16 protein-coding genes are annotated in these 14,951 nt (G+C 67.1%); 9 read left to right on the forward strand and 7 right to left on the reverse strand.

Annotated features, from left to right (window positions below; all coding sequences use genetic code 11):
• Positions 1–36: 36 nt before the first annotated feature.
• From QRN67_RS24140 to QRN67_RS24165, 6 genes are read right to left on the reverse strand one after another with little or no spacing between them, the layout of a single operon-like run.
• Positions 37–765 carry an amino acid ABC transporter ATP-binding protein gene (locus QRN67_RS24140; RefSeq protein WP_285413906.1) on the reverse strand — a complete coding sequence of 243 codons (729 nt, stop codon included), beginning with the start codon at positions 763–765 and terminating at the stop codon, positions 37–39.
• Positions 749–1,396, reverse strand: coding sequence for an amino acid ABC transporter permease (locus tag QRN67_RS24145; RefSeq protein WP_285414056.1), 648 nt, complete (start codon positions 1,394–1,396; stop codon positions 749–751). The genes QRN67_RS24140 and QRN67_RS24145 overlap by 17 nt, the downstream gene beginning before the upstream one ends.
• Positions 1,397–1,421: 25 nt before the next feature.
• A complete protein-coding gene (locus QRN67_RS24150; RefSeq protein ID WP_106936363.1) occupies positions 1,422–2,105 on the reverse strand; it encodes an amino acid ABC transporter permease in 684 nt (227 codons plus the stop codon).
• A gap of 54 nt (positions 2,106–2,159) precedes the next feature.
• Positions 2,160–3,392 carry a UxaA family hydrolase gene (locus QRN67_RS24155; RefSeq protein WP_285413907.1) on the reverse strand — a complete coding sequence of 411 codons (1,233 nt, stop codon included), beginning with the start codon at positions 3,390–3,392 and terminating at the stop codon, positions 2,160–2,162.
• Between the two features lie 14 nt (positions 3,393–3,406).
• Positions 3,407–3,733: a UxaA family hydrolase gene (locus QRN67_RS24160; RefSeq protein WP_081268712.1), complete on the reverse strand. Its 327-nt coding sequence runs from the start codon at positions 3,731–3,733 to the stop codon at positions 3,407–3,409.
• Positions 3,734–3,740: 7 nt separating this feature from the next.
• Positions 3,741–4,412, reverse strand: coding sequence for an RraA family protein (locus tag QRN67_RS24165; protein WP_285413908.1), 672 nt, complete (start codon positions 4,410–4,412; stop codon positions 3,741–3,743).
• 229 nt (positions 4,413–4,641) lie between these two features.
• On the opposite strand from QRN67_RS24165, the gene QRN67_RS24170 reads away from it, so the two are divergent.
• From QRN67_RS24170 to QRN67_RS24180, 3 genes are all read left to right on the forward strand, one after another.
• On the forward strand, positions 4,642–5,412 hold the full coding sequence (locus QRN67_RS24170) for an SDR family oxidoreductase (protein WP_081268714.1): 771 nt from the start codon (positions 4,642–4,644) through the stop codon (positions 5,410–5,412).
• 10 nt (positions 5,413–5,422) lie between these two features.
• A complete protein-coding gene (locus QRN67_RS24175; RefSeq protein WP_285413909.1) occupies positions 5,423–6,277 on the forward strand; it encodes an IclR family transcriptional regulator in 855 nt (284 codons plus the stop codon).
• A 63-nt stretch (positions 6,278–6,340) separates the two neighbouring features.
• On the forward strand, positions 6,341–7,057 hold the full coding sequence (locus tag QRN67_RS24180) for a hypothetical protein (RefSeq protein WP_285413910.1): 717 nt from the start codon (positions 6,341–6,343) through the stop codon (positions 7,055–7,057).
• Positions 7,058–7,075: 18 nt separating this feature from the next.
• Here the strand turns inward: QRN67_RS24180 and argC are convergent, their stop codons facing one another.
• The gene (argC, locus tag QRN67_RS24185; RefSeq protein WP_285413911.1) at positions 7,076–7,999 is read right to left on the reverse strand and encodes an N-acetyl-gamma-glutamyl-phosphate reductase; all 924 of its coding nucleotides are present in this window, start codon (positions 7,997–7,999) and stop codon (positions 7,076–7,078) included.
• A 204-nt stretch (positions 8,000–8,203) separates the two neighbouring features.
• Here argC and sucC point away from each other — a divergent pair, with 204 nt between their 5' ends.
• The 6 genes from sucC (at position 8,204) to QRN67_RS24215 (ending at position 14,934) form a co-directional block, all read left to right on the forward strand.
• The gene (gene sucC / locus QRN67_RS24190; RefSeq protein WP_081268718.1) at positions 8,204–9,370 is read left to right on the forward strand and encodes an ADP-forming succinate--CoA ligase subunit beta; all 1,167 of its coding nucleotides are present in this window, start codon (positions 8,204–8,206) and stop codon (positions 9,368–9,370) included.
• Positions 9,371–9,380: 10 nt separating this feature from the next.
• Positions 9,381–10,274 (forward strand): succinate--CoA ligase subunit alpha, encoded by an 894-nt coding sequence (gene sucD, locus QRN67_RS24195; RefSeq protein WP_106936368.1) that lies wholly within the window; start codon positions 9,381–9,383, stop codon positions 10,272–10,274.
• A 119-nt stretch (positions 10,275–10,393) separates the two neighbouring features.
• Positions 10,394–11,077, forward strand: coding sequence for a TerC family protein (locus QRN67_RS24200; protein ID WP_081268720.1), 684 nt, complete (start codon positions 10,394–10,396; stop codon positions 11,075–11,077).
• A 26-nt stretch (positions 11,078–11,103) separates the two neighbouring features.
• Entirely contained in the window at positions 11,104–11,913 is an 810-nt protein-coding gene (locus QRN67_RS24205) for a Stp1/IreP family PP2C-type Ser/Thr phosphatase (protein WP_081268721.1), read from the forward strand.
• Positions 11,914–11,979: 66 nt separating this feature from the next.
• Positions 11,980–12,630 (forward strand): FHA domain-containing protein, encoded by a 651-nt coding sequence (locus QRN67_RS24210; RefSeq protein ID WP_081268722.1) that lies wholly within the window; start codon positions 11,980–11,982, stop codon positions 12,628–12,630.
• A 51-nt stretch (positions 12,631–12,681) separates the two neighbouring features.
• A complete protein-coding gene (locus QRN67_RS24215) occupies positions 12,682–14,934 on the forward strand; it encodes a CHASE2 domain-containing protein (protein WP_285413912.1) in 2,253 nt (750 codons plus the stop codon).
• Positions 14,935–14,951 lie beyond the last annotated feature (17 nt).

The raw sequence follows: 14,951 nt of genomic DNA on the forward strand, positions 1-14,951 counted from the left end.
AGTTGTTGATGAAAGCGGGTGTCGGTGGCGCGCGGCTCAAAGCCCGGTGCCGATGAACTGGCGCAGCTCCGGCGTCTGCGGATTGCCGAGGATGCTGGCGTCGCCCTCCTCCCACACCAGCCCCTGGTGCATGTAGATGACCTTGTCGGCCACGCCGCGCGCGAAGGCCATCTCGTGCGTGACGAGGATCATGGTCATGCCTTCGGAGGCGAGCTTCTCCATCACCTTGAGCACCTCGCCGGTGAGCTGCGGGTCGAGCGCGGAGGTGACTTCGTCGAACAGCATGAGCTGCGGCTTCATCGCGAGCGAGCGCGCGATGGCCACGCGCTGCTGCTGGCCGCCGGAGAGCTGCTCGGGGTAGGCATCGGCCTTCTCGGCCAGGCCCACGCGCTCGAGCACCTCCATGGCGATGGCGCCGGCTTCCGAGCCGCTCATCTTCTTCACCGACTGCGGCGCGAGCGTGATGTTCTGCTTGACCGTGAGGTGCGGGAACAGGTTGTAGCTCTGGAACACGATGCCCACGTCCTTGCGCAGCGCGCGCAGGTTCAGGGCGGGGTCGTGCACCGCGTGGCCGCAGCACTGAATGGTGCCGCTGTCGATGGTCTCCAGCCGGTCGATGCAGCGCAGCGCCGTGCTCTTGCCCGAGCCGCTCTGGCCGATGATCGCCACCACCTGCCCGCGCTGGACCGAGAACGACACGCCCTTGAGCACATGCAGCTTGCCGAAGTGCTTGTGGACGTCGTTGAGTTCAACCACGGGCTGCATTGAGCTTCCTTTCAAGGGCGCGACTCCATCGCGAGAGCGGGTAGCAAAGAATGAAATACAGAACCACCGCGCACCCGAAATACAGGAAGGGCTGGAAGGTCGAGTTGTTCAGCACCTTGGCGTTGTAGGAAAGCTCGGCATAGCCGACCACCAGCGACGCAATCGACGTGTTCTTGATGATCTGCACCAGGAAGCCCACCGTGGGCGGCGTCGCGATGCGCAGCGCCTGCGGCAGGATCACGCGGCGCATGCGCTCGAGGCGCGTGAGCGCCAGGCATTCGGCCGCTTCCCACTGGCTGCGCGGCACGGCCTGGATGCAGCCGCGCCAGATTTCGCCGAGGAAGGCGCTGGCGTACACGGTGATGGCCAGCGCCGCCGCCGCCAGCGCGGGCACGGAGCCGATGCCCGCGATGTTGGGCCCGAAGAAGCACACCCCCATCAGCACCAGCAGCGGCGTGCCCTGGATGACCTGGATGTAGCCCGCGGCCGCCACGCGCACCGCCTTCACCGGCGACACGCGCGCCAGCGCCACCGCGAGCCCGATGAGCCCGCCGCCGATGAATGCGAGCGCCGAGAGCTGCAGCGTGCCCCACGCGCCCATCAGGAGAAAGCCGAAGTGCTCGGCCGGCATGAATGTCATGGCGCGGGCCTCTTCTTCACAGCGGCGTGCCGAGCTTGCGCCGGCGCGGGAACACGACCATGCCGAGCAGCCAGAAGCCCAGGCGCATGGCGTACGACAGCGCCAGGTACACCACCCACAGCACGATGAAGATCTCGAAGTTGCGGAAGGTGTCCGACTGGATGCGGTTGGCCACGCCGAAGAGCTCTTCCGCGCCGATCGACGACATGATGCTGGAGGCCAGCATCAGCAGCACGAACTGGCTGGCGAGCGCCGGGTACACGCGCTCCACCGCCGGGCGCAGGATCACGTGCCAGAAAACCTGCGGCTTCGAAAGCCCCAGGCACTCGGCCGCCTCGAGCTGGCCCTTGTGGATCGACTCGATGCCCGCGCGGATGATCTCGCAGCTGTATGCGCCGATGTTCACCACCAGCGCCAGCACCGCGCCCACCATGATCGGCATCGTCACGCCCGCGCTCGACAGGCCGAAGATCAAGAAATAGCTCTGGATCAGCAGCGGCGTGTTGCGGATCGCCTCCACGTAGCCGCCCGTCAGTCCGCGCAGCCAGCCGTGCCGGCTGTTGCGGCCCAGCGCGCAGACGGTGCCCAGCGCGAACCCCAGCACGGTGGCCAGGAAGGACAGCTGCACGGTCGTCCACGCGCCTTCGAGCAGCAGCGGCCACTGCTCGAGCACGGGCATGAAGTCGAACTGGTAGTTCAATGCGTCGGGCTCCGTAAGTCCATTGAAGAAAAAGACAGGAAGGAAAAGGCGCGGCTACGCGGCGCGCGCAAGCGGCAGGCACGAAGGCCCGAGCGGCTCGAAGGCCTTGTAGGTCAGGATGAATTCGCGGTGCCCCAGCGCTTCGGACTTGGTGGCGGCGCCATCGGCCACGCGGCGCACCGCGTCGAAGATCTCCTCGCCCACTTCCTGCAGCGTGCCGCGCCCCTCGAGGATGCGGCCGGCATCGACGTCCATGTCCTCGTGCAGCCGGCGGTAGGTGTCGGGGTTCGCGCAGACCTTGATGACCGGCGACACCGCCGAGCCCACCACCGAGCCGCGCCCCGTGGTGAAAAGAATGACGTGCGCGCCGCAGGCGATGAGCTCGACGATCTCGGCGTTGTCGCTGATGTTCGGAAAGCCGAAGCGCGGCTCGCCGTCGGGCACGACGTCCAGCAGGTAGAGGCCGCCCTGCGGCGGTACGTCGCCGGGCTTGACGATGCCGTTGATCGGCGAGGCGCCGCTCTTGGCGTACGCGCCCAGCGATTTCTCCTCGATGGTCGAGAGCCCGCCGTCGGCATTGCCCGGCGCGAAGCTGCCGTGGCCCATGGTGCTGTAGTAGCGCGCGGCCTTGTTCACGCATTCGACGATGGCCTGGCCGAGTTCCGGCGTGGCGGCGCGCCGCTGCATGTGGAACTCGCAGCCGATCAGCTCGCCGGTTTCCTCGAAGATGCAGCGCGCGTCCTGCGCGATCAGCAGGTCGAAGGCGCGGCCCACGGCCGGGTTGGCGGTGATGCCGCTGGTGCCGTCGGAGCCGCCGCAGATGGTGCCCACCACGAGCTCGCTCAGGTCCATGGGCACGCGCTGCTGCTGCGCCAGTTCGGCCAGCGCCCACTGCACCCATTGCGTGCCTTCGCGGATGGTGCTGCGCGTGCCGCCCTCCTGCTGGATGGTGAGCGTGTGCACCGGCCGGCCCGAGGCGGCGACCGCTTCTTCCAGCTTGCGCTTGTTCATGCTCTCGCAGCCCAGCGATATCAGCAGCGCCGCGCCCACGTTGGGGTGCGTGGCAATCGCCTGCATCATGCGTTCGGCGTACTCGTTCGGATAGCAGCCGGGGAAGCCGACGAGATGCACTTCGGACTCGCCGTCCTGCTGGCGGAAGTCGAGCGTGATCTCGCGCGCCACGTGATGCGCGCATTCGACCAGGTAGGCCACGACCACGACGTTGCGGATGCCCTTGCGGCCGTCGGCGCGCGGGAAGCCGCGGATCTGGAATTCGGGAGCGTTCATGCGGGGAGGGCGCCTCAGGCGTGGCCGACGAAGGTCTTGCCCTCGTCCAGCGTGTAGGTGGGCGTGTAGTCGCTGTCGAGGTTGTGCGTGTGGATGTGCTCGCCCGCCGCGACCGGCGCGTGCAGGCTGCCGATGACGGCGCCGTACTTCAGCACCTTCTCTCCGGCGGCGATGGCATGGCGCGCGAGCTTGTGGCCCAGGCCGATGTCCCTGGCCAGCACGGCGGTGCCGCCCTCGAGCTGCACGGCGGTGCCGGCGGCGAGATGGGTGCAGGCGATCAGGCAGTTGTCGCCGGGCGAGAGCAGCACCAGCCGGGCGTCGATGGATTGCGGGGTCGGCATCCGTCGCTCAGAACTTGCGGTACTTGAGGTAGGCCTCTTGCGGGTCGGTGCCCGCGAGGATGGCGGTGCGCACGAGGTTCTCGCGGCCCATCATGTGCTCGGCCTCCGTGATGACGGCCTCGGCCTGCGCGAGCGGCAGGCAGATCACGCCGTCGGTGTCGGCCAGCAGCAGGTCGCCGGGGTTCACCGTGACGTCACCGATGCGCACCGGCACGTCCATCGCGTCGGGCAGCCAGTAGCCGACGATGTCGCGCGGCGTGAAGTAGCGGTGCCACACCTGGAAGCCCTGCTGCAGGATGAATTCGGCGTCGCGCACGCCGCCGTCGGCAATCACGCCCAGCACGCCCTTGCGGCCCAGCGTCTCGGCCGAGAGCTCGCCCATGTGCGAGACGGTCGAGTCGTTCGGCTGGATCACGGCAATGTGGCCCGACTTGGCGCGCGAGAGAAACCCGGTCCAGGCCATCAGCGTCTCGTGGGGATCGGCCGTGGCGTCGACTCGGCCGTTCACCGTGAAGGCCGGGCCGCACATCTTCTGGCCGGCGATCAGCGGGCGCAGCGTGGGCGGCAGCGTGAAGTCGCGCAGGCCCGCGGCGCGCATCACGTCGTGGAGGATGCCCGTGTAACAGGCTTGCAGGCGCGGAAGCAGCGAAGTAGCCGGGGCATCGAAAGCGTGGGCCATGGATATGTCTCGTTTTCTTAGGTAAAACTAGATTTCATTAATGAGGTTAGCAGCGGGGTACTCGCCTGACGCTGGGGTTTGCGCCTATTCGAGGGTATTTACCAATGAATCGGTGAGTCGGATCGGGTTTTTGAGGGGGCTTGGGGGCTTGCCGGTCGCGTATATTTGATTTCATCAGTGAAATTTGTATTTCACTTGTGCCGCAACCATCACTCAAAGGACACCGCCAATGACTTCTCGCGTTCAGGGAAAGAACATCCTCGTCACCGCCGCCGGCAAGGGCATAGGCCGGGCCAGCGCGCTGGCGCTGGCGCGCGAGGGCGGCACCGTGTGGGCCACCGACGTGGACGAAGCCGCGCTGGCCGAACTCGCCGCGCTGGCCCGCGAAGAAGGGCTGGCGGGGCTGAAGACCGCCACGCTCAACGTGCGCGACAACGCCGCGGTGCAGGCCTTCGCGCAGACCACGGGGCGGCTGGACGTGCTCTTCAACTGCGCCGGCTTCGTGCACAGCGGCAACATCCTGGCCTGCGAGGAAGCCGACTGGGACTTCAGCATGGACCTCAACGCGAAGTCCATGTACCGCACGATCCGCGCCTTCCTGCCGGCGATGCTGGAGCGCGGCGGCTCGATCATCAACATGGCCTCGGCCGCGTCGAGCGTGAAGGGCGTGCCCAACCGGTTCGTGTACGGCGCCTCGAAGGCCGCCGTCATCGGGCTGACCAAGGCGGTGGCGGCCGATTTCATCCAGCAGGGCGTGCGCTGCAACGCGATCTGCCCGGGCACGGTGGAGTCGCCCTCGCTGCGCGACCGGATCTCGGCGCAGGCCCAGCAGGCCGGCACCGACGAGGCCGCGGTGCGCGCCGCCTTCGTGGCGCGCCAGCCGCTGGGGCGCGTCGGCAAGCCCGAGGAAATCGCAGCGCTGGTGGTGTACCTGGCTTCCGACGAGTCGGGCTTCACGACCGGCGCCATCCATATGATCGACGGTGGATGGTCGAACTGAACGGGGAACGATGAAGCAAGCAGCACCAGCGCCGCAAGAACCACAGGGCCGGGAAGGCCACGAAGAGGCCGCGCCGGAAGGCGAGGGCGCGCTGCGCTACGCCGCGCCGGCCCTGGAGAAGGGGCTGGACATCCTGGAGGCGCTGGCCGACAGCGTCTCCGGCTACACGCTCAACGAGCTGGCGCAGAAGGTCGGGCGCAAGGTCAGCGAGATCTTCCGCATGGCGGTGACCCTGCAGCGGCGCGGCTTCGTGCAGGTCGACGAGAACGACCGCTACACGCTCACGCTGCGCATGTTCGAGCTGGCGCATCGCCAGCAGCCGCTCAAGAGCCTGGTGAGCGTGGCGCTGCCGCTGCTGCGCGAACTGGCCAACCGCTCGCGCCAGTCGTGCCACCTGGCCATGTACCAGGGCGGGCGCGTGGTGGTCATCGCGCAGGTCGAGAGCCCGGAGCGCTGGTCCTTCGGGCTCAAGGTGGGCGTGGTGATGGGGCTCACGGACACCTCCTCGGGCCACGTGCTGCTGGCGTTCCGCGACGAGATCGACCGCGCCCGCATGCTGCGCGCCCACATCGGCGTGGAAGGCGAGCTGGAGATGGACCCGGGGGAGCTCTTCGCCATCCTGCAGGACGTGCGCGAGCGCGGCTACTCGGCCATGCCGAGCAAGCAGACGCGCGGCATCACCAACATCGCGTTCCCGGTGATGGGGGCGGCCGACCATGTCATCGCGTCGATCAACGTGCCGTACATCGAGCGCATCGACCAGAAGTCGGCACCCGACGCGGTGCAGGTGCGCGGCATCGTGGGCAACATCGCCGGGCGGCTGTCGGCGCTGATGGGGGCCAGCGGCTACAACGACAACGAATAGCGCGAGGGCAAGGCAGGGTGGGGCGGTGGCATCATCCGTGGCAAAACTACGGAGGAGCCTTCCATGTCATCTGATCCCGTCGGCCAGCAGTCTCTGGTGCGCACCGGCGCCAAGGCCGGCCTGTCCTTTGCCGGGTCCGTCATCAAGGGCGGCCTGCTCGGCGTCGTGCTGGGCGGCGGCGTTTTCTTCTTCTATCTGAGCCAGCTGCAGGGTCCGGGCAACGTGGCCGCGCGTGCCGGCGGCGTCGGCGCGCTGGTGGCGCTCGTCACCTCGCCGCCGCTGCTGGTGGCGCTGTTGCTGCTGCTGTTCGTGGTCGTCTACGTGATGCTGGGCGTGCACCAGGGGCGCGCGCGTGCGATGCAGCATCTGGTCGCGGCGCGCGGGGAGGCCGTGTCGCAGCGGCTGGCGGGCGGCATTGCCGGTCGCATCGAGGCGATGCCGCGCACGCAGGGCGTTCTGCATCGCGCGGCCGACTGGCTGTCGGTCGATGCCTTGAGCAAGCAGCTCGCGCCGGTGCTGGGCGAGGGCAGGGCGGTGCGCTCGGTGGTGGCCTTCGTGCTGAACCGCCTGCCGATGAGCGAGATGCTTGCCGAATGGCAGCAGAGCCGCGCCGAGCATGGCGCCCCTGCCGCTGGCGAAGACCCCGCGCTGCGCGCTCTGCTCACGCGCCGCATCAACGAGACGCTGCAGGACATGGCGACGCCCTCGCGCAAGCCGCTTTACATCGCGCTGGGCGCGCACGCGGCCCTGCTGGGCGTGGGGCTCTGGCTGGTGAACTGACGAGCGAGCGGCTGGCGCTCAGAGCGCCAGCATCAGCTTCAGGTTCTGCACCGCGGCGCCGCTGGCGCCCTTGCCGAGGTTGTCCAGGCGCGCGATCACCACGGCGTGGCGGTGATCTTCATTCGGGAACACGCGGATCTCGAGGTTGTTGGTGTCGTTGAGCGCCAGCGCTTCGAGCTTGCCGTCTTCCGTGGGCGGCAGCACCTTCACGAACTGCTCGGGCGTGTTGCTCCGGGCATAGTGCGCGGCCAGGGCGTCCTGCAGGTCGCCGGCCTTCGGCTTGCCGGGCAGCAGGTCGAGGTGCAACGGCAGCTGCACCAGCATGCCCTGCTTGAAATTGCCCACCGACGGGATGAACACCGGCCTGCGTGTGAGGCCGGTGTAGGTCATGATTTCGGGGATGTGCTTGTGCTTCAGGCCCAGCGCGTAGATCTCGAACAGCGGGGCCTCGCCCTTTTCGTAGGCCTCGATCATGGTCCGGCCGCCGCCCGAGTAGCCGCTCACGGAGGGCAGCGAAATCGGGAAATCGGCGGGCAGCAGGCCAGCGTCTACCAGGGGGCGCACCATCGCGATGGCGCCGGTGGCGTAGCAGCCGGGGTTGCCGACGCGATCGGCCTTCGCCACGGCCTGCCAGTGGCCTTCGGTGAGTTCGGGAAAGCCGAACACCCAGCCGGGAGCGATGCGGTGCGCCGTGGAGGCGTCGATGATCTTGGGCTTCCTGCCGGGCAGCTGGTCGATCAGCGCAACCGATTCGCGCGCAGCGTCGTCGTGCAGGCACAGCACCACCAGGTCGACGCCGGCCATCAGGTCCCGCTTGGCATTGGCGTCTTTTCGCAGTTCGGGAGCGATGCTCACGAGTTCGACCTGCGGCATCGTCTGGAGCCGTTCGCGGATTTGCAGGCCGGTGGTACCGGCTTCGCCGTCGATGAAAACCTTGGCCATGATGGAGTTTGCCCGGGGTAGCTAGAAGAAAGTACGTATTGACCGCAACCCCACGTACAGTATTGGTGCGGCGCACCATGATACAGTCCGCGGTTGTTCGCCGCCCCCAGCCGTCAGGCTGCCGTCGCCCGCGAGCAACAGAGCAGAAACACTCTCACCCCAGATCTCCCGTTCTCAACCTCCTCCTTCCGAGAGACATCCCTCATGAAGATTCACGAGTACCAAGGCAAGGAAATCCTTGCCAAGTTCGGCGTGCCGGTGCCGCGCGGCATCCCGGCCTATACGGTCCAGGAGGCGGTGGAAGCCGCCCAGAAACTTGGAGGCCCGGTGTGGGTCGTCAAGGCCCAGATCCACGCGGGTGGCCGCGGCAAGGGCGGTGGCGTCAAGGTCGCCAAGACCATCGAAGACGTCAAGAAGCTCGCCGGCGAGATCCTCGGCATGCAGCTCAAGACGCACCAGACCGGCCCCGAAGGCCAGAAGGTCCGCCGCCTCTACATCGAAGACGGCGCCGACATTCAGAAGGAATACTACGTCTCGGCAGTGACCGACCGCGCCACCCAGAAGGTGGCGTTCATCGCTTCGAGCGAAGGCGGCATGGACATCGAGGAAGTGGCCCACTCCTCGCCCGAGAAGATCATCACCGTGTTCGCGGACCCGGCCCTGGGCCTGACCGACGAACAGGCCAAGCAGATCGCCGACGGCATCGGCATTCCGGCCGACTCCACCGCGCAAGCCGTGGACATCTTCAAGAAGCTCTACACCTGCTACATGGAGACGGACGCCTCGCTGGTCGAGATCAACCCGCTCAACCGTGACAGCAAGGGCAACATCGTCGCCCTGGACGCCAAGTTCAACTTCGACAGCAACGCGCTGTTCCGCCACCCCGAAATCGTGGCCCTGCGCGACCTCGACGAAGAAGACGCGGCCGAAGTCGAAGCCTCGAAGTTCGACCTCGCCTACATCTCGCTGGACGGCAACATCGGCTGCCTGGTGAACGGTGCCGGCCTGGCCATGGCCACCATGGACACCATCAAGCTGTTCGGCGGCGAGCCGGCCAACTTCCTGGACGTGGGCGGCGGCGCCACCCCCGAGAAGGTCACCGAAGCCTTCAAGATCATGCTGAAGAACAAGAACGTGGAAGCCATCCTCGTGAACATCTTCGGCGGCATCATGAAGTGCGACACCATCGCCACCGGCGTGATCGCGGCCTGCAAGGCCGTGAACCTGCAAGTGCCGCTGGTCGTGCGCATGAAGGGCACCAACGAAGTCGAAGGCAAGAAGCTGCTGGCCGATTCGGGCCTGCCGATCATCAGCGCCGACACCATGGCGGAAGCGGCCCAGAAGGTCGTGGCAGCAGTCAAGAAGGCCTAAGGAACAAGTCATGTCGATCTATATCAACAAAGACACCAAAGTCATCACGCAAGGCATCACCGGCAAGACCGGTCAATTCCACACCGAGAAGTGCCAGGAATACGCGAACGGCAAGAACGCCTTCGTGGCGGGCGTGAACCCGAAGAAGGCCGGCGAGTCGATCTTCAACATCCCGATCTTCGGCTCGGTCAAGGAAGCCGCCACGCAGACCGGCGCCACCGTGTCGGTGATCTACGTGCCGCCGGCAGGCGCCGCGGCCGCCATCTGGGAAGCCGTCGAAGCCGACCTGGACCTGGCGATCTGCATCACCGAAGGCATTCCGGTCCGTGACATGCTCGAAGTGCGCAACAAGATGAAGGCCAAGGAAGCGGCCGGCGGCAAGAAGACGCTGCTGCTGGGCCCGAACTGCCCCGGCCTGATCACGCCCGACGAGATCAAGATCGGCATCATGCCCGGCCACATCCACCGCAAGGGCCGCATCGGCGTGGTCTCGCGCTCGGGCACGCTGACGTACGAAGCCGTGGCTCAACTGACGGAAATCGGCCTGGGCCAATCGTCGGCAGTCGGCATCGGCGGCGACCCGATCAACGGCCTGAAGCACATCGACGTGATGAAGGCTTTCAACGACGATCCGGACACCGACGCGGTCATCATGATCGGCGAAATCGGCGGCCCGGACGAGGCTGACGCAGCCCGCTGGTGCAAGGACAACATGAAGAAGCCGGTCGTCGGCTTCATCGCCGGTGTCACCGCCCCTCCCGGCAAGCGCATGGGCCACGCCGGCGCGCTGATCTCCGGCGGCGCCGACACGGCCGATGCCAAGCTCGCCATCATGGAAGAATGCGGCTTCACCGTGACGCGCAACTTCTCGGAACTGGCCAAGCTGCTCAAGGCCAAGCTGTAAGAAACGGCCCCTAGACACCGGCCGCAGAGCCGGGTCATGCGAGGACCACGCAGAAATTAAAAAGCGCCCGCACTGGATTGCGGGCGCTTTTTTCAATAAAACACAGTGGGATCAGAGACATGGAAATTCTTCAAAGCACGGACTTCTGGTTAGGTCTGCTCAAGATCGTCTGGATCAACATCATCTTGTCGGGCGACAACGCGGTGGTGATTGCGATGGCGGCGCGCTCGTTGCCGCCTGCGCAGCAGAAAAAGGCCGTCCTGTTCGGTTCGGGTGCGGCCGTGGTGCTGCGCATCGTGCTGACGGTGGTGGCGGCCAAGCTGCTGGCGTTGCCTTACCTGCAGATCATCGGCGGCATGCTGCTGCTGTGGATCGGCATGCAATTGCTCAGCGAGGACGACGAGGACGACGGCGAGTCCAAGGAATACGGCAGCATGATGGCGGCCGTGCGCACCATCCTCCTGGCCGACCTGGTGATGAGCCTGGACAACGTGATTGCCGTCGCGGCCGCCGCGCAGGGCAGCATGGTCCTGCTGATCCTGGGCCTGGCCATCAGCATTCCGTTGGTGATTTTCGGCAGTACCCTCATGATCAAGCTCATGGAACGCTTCCCGATCATCGTCATGCTGGGCGCCGCGCTGATCGGCTGGGTCGGCGGCGAGACCATCGTGAGCGACGTCGCCCTGCGCGACGTGCTGGCGGCCAATCCCTGGTTGCACTATGCGGCGGCTGCGGCCGGTGCGGTGTTTGTCGTGGCCGCGGGCCGCTTGATGCAACGGCGCGCGCACGCCGCTGCTCACTGATTTCGCGAAGTCTGCGCTGACAAACCATGGCGAGTGTCGGCGTCTCCCTGTTCTCCACCCGTCCACCGCTGACTTGGGAGTTCGCAGCACTGACCGATGTCGGCAGGCTGCGCGCCCACAACGAAGACGCCGTACATGTGGATTCCGCGCTGGGGCTGGCCCTGCTGGCCGATGGCATGGGCGGTTACAAGGGCGGCGAGGTGGCGAGCGCCATGGCTGTCTCGCTGCTGCACGCCAGCTTCGGCCGCTGGTTCGCCCAGGCCGGCATGCAGGCGCCGGCCCGGGTGGTCCGGCGTGCGCTGCAGGCCGCCACCGACGAGGCCAACAGCGCCATCCTGCAAGCCGGCACCACCAACCCCGAGCTGCAGGGCATGGGAACGACGCTGGTGCTGGCGGCCTTCCGGCCGCAGCGCGTGGTGGTCGGGCACATCGGAGATTCGCGTTGCTACCGGGTGCGCAACAACAAGCTCGAACTGCTCACGCGTGACCATTCGCTGCGCCAGCAGCAGCTCGACGCGGGTGCCATCACCCCCGAGGAAGCGCTCAATTCGCCAACCCGCAATCTCGTGACCCGGGCGGTCGGCGTGGAGGCCCAGGTCCTGCTGGAAATGCATGAGCACAGCGCAAGGCCGGGCGATCTCTATATGCTTTGCTCCGACGGACTGAGCGAGATGATTTCCGATGAGCAGCTTTTCACGCTTCTAGAACACGATGTCGGGCTTCAGAAAAAAGCTTCGCTTTTGGTTGCAATTGCCAACGAGAATGGCGGCAGGGACAATATTTCGGTTGTTCTGGCAAGAGCAGGCGTTGCGCAAGCGCCTCGCGCAGCCAAGTAGCAGGCCCCAGCGGTACCCCACTGCTGCGCTTGCAGTCATTCAAGCTTTGCAATCGGGGAGTCGGCAATGCCGAAGATGATCATTTCGGTCGATGGCGTTGTCATCGGGCAAGTGGCGCTCGCCAAGGAACGCACGACGCTGGGACGTCGCGCCTACAACGACATCGTGATCGACAACCTGGCAGTCAGCGGCGAGCACGCCGTGCTGCACATGAGCGATGGCGACGTCGAAATTGAAGATCTCAACAGCACCAACGGCACCTACGTCAATGCGCTCGCCATCCAGAAGCAGGCGCTCAAGGACAACGACGTCATCGAGGTCGGAGGTTGCCGCATCCATTTCCGGGCCCGCAGCAACCTGGCCGTCGGCCCCGGTTCCGTGCGCAATCCCGTGGGCGAATATTCGCCGGCCACGCCGCTGTCTTCGGCGCCCACGGAATCGGGTGCGCTCGTCGAGCTTGGCATTCCCGTGCTGCGGGTGCTGGCCGGCCCCAACGAAGGCCAGGACGTCGCACTGCAAAAGGTCGTCACCACCATCGGCAAGCCCGGTGTGGCCGTGGCCGTCGTCACGCGCCGGCGTCAAGGCTACGTGGCGGCGGGCGTCGAAGGCAACGTCACGCTCAACGGCCTGCAACTGGGCACCGAGGCAGTCGCCCTGCAGGAGCGCGACGTGCTCGAGCTTGGCGGCACCGCGCGCATGCAGTTCGTGCGGGTCTGATTCCTTTCCCCCTGGGTTTCGTGGCGGCGTGAACCGTACGGACGGCGCGCCGTGAGCGTGCTGCGGCGGCATTGGCCGCGCATCGTCATCAGCCTGCTGCCGGTGCTGCTGGCGCTGGCGCACGCCACCGGCGCCTGGCCGCTCAGCGCGCTCGAGCGCCTCGACCGCCTGATCTACGACATCCGCCTGCGCGCGACCATGCCGCGCACGCTCGACCCGCGCGTGGTGATCGTCGATGTCGACGACGCCAGCCTCGCGCGCCAGGGACAGTGGCCCTGGGCGCGCGACAAGATCGCCGGCCTCACCACCGAGCTGCTGGACCGCCAGCAGGCGGCGGTGCTGGGCTTCGACGTCATGTTCCTCGAGCCCGACCGGAGTTCCGGCCTCGAGAGGCTGCGGGCAATGGCGGCCGGCCCCCTTCGCGGCATGCAGGGGCTCGCTGACGAGATCGAGCGGCTCGCCCCCGCGCTGGACCACGACGCCACCCTCGCCAGGTCGCTGGAAGGCCGGCGGGTGGCGCTCGGCTACTACTTCACGCGGACCGGCAAGCCCGGCGCCAAGGGGCAATTGCCCGACGCGCCCCTGCTGCCGGCCGATGCGTTTCCCGCCGGCGGCATCTACGCTTCCAGCTGGAACGGCTTCGGCGCCAGCCTGCCGGCGCTCGCCAAGGCCGCGCCCACCGCGGGCTTCCTGAACACACTGGTCGGCGCGCAGGGCGACGGCGTGATCCGCAGCGTGCCCCTCATTGCCCGCTATCAAGGCGACCAGGCCCAGCCCGGCTACTACGAGTCGCTCGCGCTCGCGGTCTACCGGCTGGCGAACGGCTTGCCGCCCGTGCGTCCGGCCTTTGCCTCCGGCGGCGCCGTGCCGCGGCTCGAATCGCTGCGTATCGGCCAGTTGCGCGTGCCGGTCGACCAGACCGCCAGCATGGAGGTGCCGTTTCGTGGCCCGGGCGGCGCCGGCGGCGGATCGTTCCGCTACATCCCGGCCGCCGACGTGCTCGAAGGACGCCTCGCCCCCGGCGAGCTGAAAGGAAAGATCGTGCTCGTCGGCGCCACCGCGCCGGGCCTGCAGGACCTGCGCGCCACCCCCGTCGAAGCCGCGTTCCCGGGCGTGGAAGTGCACGCCAACGTCGTCTCCGGCCTGCTCGACCGGCGGCTGTTCAGCGTGCCGGACTATGCGCCCGGCTACGAAGTGCTGAGCGTGCTGGTGACGGGGCTGCTGCTGGCCTTCGGCCTGTCGCTGCTGTCGGCGCCGCGCGCGGTGCTGCTGGTCGCGGCAACCATCGCCGGGCTGGTCGGGCTCAATTCCTGGCTCTTCGTGGGGTACGGCCTCGTGCTGCCGCTGGCATCGGCCCTTGCCATGACCATGCTCGCTTTCGTGCTCAGCATGAGCTGGGGCTACTTCGTCGAATCGCGCGCGCGGCGCGGGCTCGTTCGGCTCTTCGGCACCTATGTTCCGCCGCAGCTGGTCGACGAAATGCTGGTCCAGCCGGACCGCTACAGCATGCGCGCCGAAAGCAAGCAGATGACCGTGATGTTCTGCGACATGCGCGACTTCACCCGCCTGTCGGAGCAGATGACCCCGGCGCAGCTCCAGGCCTTCCTCAATACCGTCTTCAGCCGGCTCACCGACGTGATCAGCGCGCACCGCGGCACCGTCGACAAATACATGGGCGACTGCGTCATGGCCTTCTGGGGCGCGCCCATCGACGCGCCCGACCACGCCGCATTGGCCGTGCGCGCCGCGCTCGGCATGGCCGATGCCGTGCGCGACATCAACAGCGCCAACCGCGCCGGCGGCCGCCCGGAGATCAGCGTGGGCATCGGCATCAACAGCGGCGTCATGAGCGTGGGCGACATGGGCTCGGCCGCGCGGCGCAGCTACACCGTCGTCGGCGACGCGGTCAATCTCGCGTCGCGCCTCGAAGGCCTGAGCGGCCACTACGGGGTGGAGATCGTCGCCAGCGGCGCCACCCAGGAACTGGCGCCCGGCTACGTCTGGCAGGAGCTCGACAGCGTGCGCGTCAAGGGCAAGGCGCAGGCCGTGGCCGTGTTCACCCCCCTGGCCGAGCGCACGCCCGAAGCCGAAAAACAGGCCCAGCCGATGCTCGAGCGCTGGGGCGCCGTGCTCGCCGCCTACCGCCGCCAGGACTGGGCCGTGGGCCGGAACTTGCTGGCCCCCTTGCTCGCCGCGGATGCCAAAAAAGTCCTTTACCAGCTCTACGCCCAGCGTTTAGCCTCCATGGCGTTGCGACCCCAGGATCCGAACTGGGACGGCGCAACCCGGTTCGAAACCAAATGACGACAGACACACACAAG

This window comes from Variovorax sp. efr-133-TYG-130, from assembly GCF_030208835.1.
GTDB lineage: Bacteria > Pseudomonadota > Gammaproteobacteria > Burkholderiales > Burkholderiaceae_C > Variovorax.